Below are 1,912 nucleotides of genomic sequence, written 5' to 3'. Positions count from 1 at the left end.
ATGTAGAAGTAGAAGTGACAGGACCAAACAGGGACCTTCACTCGGGATTATACGGAGGTGCGGTGGCCAATCCCATAAATATCCTTGCAAAGATGATCGCCTCCCTGCACGATGAAAACAATCATATAACCATTCCCGGATTTTATGACAAGGTTCAGGAACTTACAAGTGAAGAACGTGCCTTAATGGCTAAAGCCCCTTTTGATCTGGAAAATTATCAGAAAGAGATTGGTATTGATTCCGTATACGGGGAAAAAGGATATACCACCAATGAGCGTAATTCTATCAGACCAACCCTGGATGTGAATGGCATATGGGGCGGGTATACCGGGGAAGGTGCAAAAACAGTTATCGCCAGCAAAGCATACGCAAAGATCTCCATGAGATTGGTGCCACATCAGGAATGGCACGAGATCACTGAGCTATTTTCTTCCCATTTCAAATCCATAGCACCGGAAGGTGTTTCTGTAAAGGTCACTCCGCATCACGGCGGACAAGGCTATGTTACCCCCATTGATTTTGTGGGCTACAAAGCGGCCGAAAAGGCCTATGAAAAGACCTTTGGAAAAACACCCATCCCACAAAGAAGTGGCGGTAGTATCCCAATCGTTGCCTTATTTGAGCAAGAATTGCACAGCAAAACCATCCTTATGGGCTTTGGTTTAGACAGTGACGCCATCCATTCTCCCAATGAGCATTTTGGCGTGGGCAACTACCTGAAGGGCATAGAAACTATCCCATATTTTTACAAATATTTTACCGAATTATCAAAATAGATCTTCTTTTTAAAAATAAGTCCGTTTTCGTGTAACAATTATATCAGGGTTGCGTTCTAATAGTCTATCAATCAATTTAGAACACTGTTATGATACAACGATTTTTTATCCTCTGCTCAGGGGCAGACGCCTCTATTCTTGAAACTTGCTCACAAGGTGAACGAAACAAATACGCCGGCATTGGCGCTACTGTTTTTTTTACGGCTGTGATGGCATTTATTGCCGGCAGTTATGCGCTCTTCACTGTTTTTGACAATGTGTATACAGCACTTGGCTTTGGTTTGATCTGGGGCCTTTTAATCTTTAATTTAGACCGCTTCATTGTTTCTACCATAAAAAAAAGAAACAGTTTTAAAAGTGAATTCCTACAGGCTACACCCAGGATCATACTCGCGGTGATCATTGCCGTAGTGATCTCAAAACCTCTCGAAATGAAGATCTTTGAGAAGGAGATCAACCAGGTTTTATTAGAACAAAAGAACGAACTCACCCTGGCAAACAAGCAGCAGATCGCACAACAATACACCCCTGTTATCCAGGAACTAGAAGGAGACATCCTCTCCCTGAAGGACGAGGTGGCTACCAAAGAGGCAGAGACCAATGCCTTATACGATACCTATATCTCAGAGGCAGAAGGAAGAGCCGGTACCATGTTGCTGGGCAAAGGCCCGGTATATGCTGAAAAACGAGAAAAGCACGATGCAAGCCTGTTGGAATTGCGGGAACTCAAATCGCAAAATGCTGATAAAATAGCCGCTCTTGAAACCCAGATCAACGCGCTGAACGCAGAATACGGTAATTCTGTGGTGGCTTCACAGCCTATTATTGACGGTTTTGACGGACTAATGGCCCGGATTAATGCACTGGGGGAACTGGCCTGGTTTCCTTCCTTTTTTATCTTTCTGTTATTTCTTGCTATTGAAACATCTCCCATTGTGGTAAAATTATTGGCTCCCAAAGGCCCCTATGATTTTAAACTGGAAGAAGAGGAAAGTACTGTGGAAGCCTGGGTTACACAAAAAGTTACCCAACGGCAGCATATTATGGCAACGGATGCGGTCTTGAATGAAAAGATCTACGGAGAGATACAAGAGGAAGAGCGGGTATACGCCCACAAAAAACAAAAAGCTGAAGAG

The 1,912-nt window shown here is 43.7% G+C and carries 2 protein-coding genes; both read left to right on the top strand.

Annotated elements, in window-relative coordinates; all coding sequences use genetic code 11:
* Positions 1-776: M20/M25/M40 family metallo-hydrolase (locus WBM49_RS11330; RefSeq protein WP_424372164.1), on the top strand; the 776-nt coding region annotated here is incomplete at its 5' end.
* Positions 777-865: 89 nt separating this feature from the next.
* On the top strand, positions 866-1,912 hold a 1,047-nt coding region (locus tag WBM49_RS11325), incomplete at its 3' end, for a DUF4407 domain-containing protein (protein ID WP_424372163.1).

Source organism: Muriicola sp. (assembly GCF_049669965.1).
Taxonomy (GTDB): Bacteria; Bacteroidota; Bacteroidia; order Flavobacteriales; family Flavobacteriaceae; genus Muriicola.
Note: the sequence above shows the minus strand (reverse complement) of the source record. Positions and strands in the feature narration are given on the sequence as shown.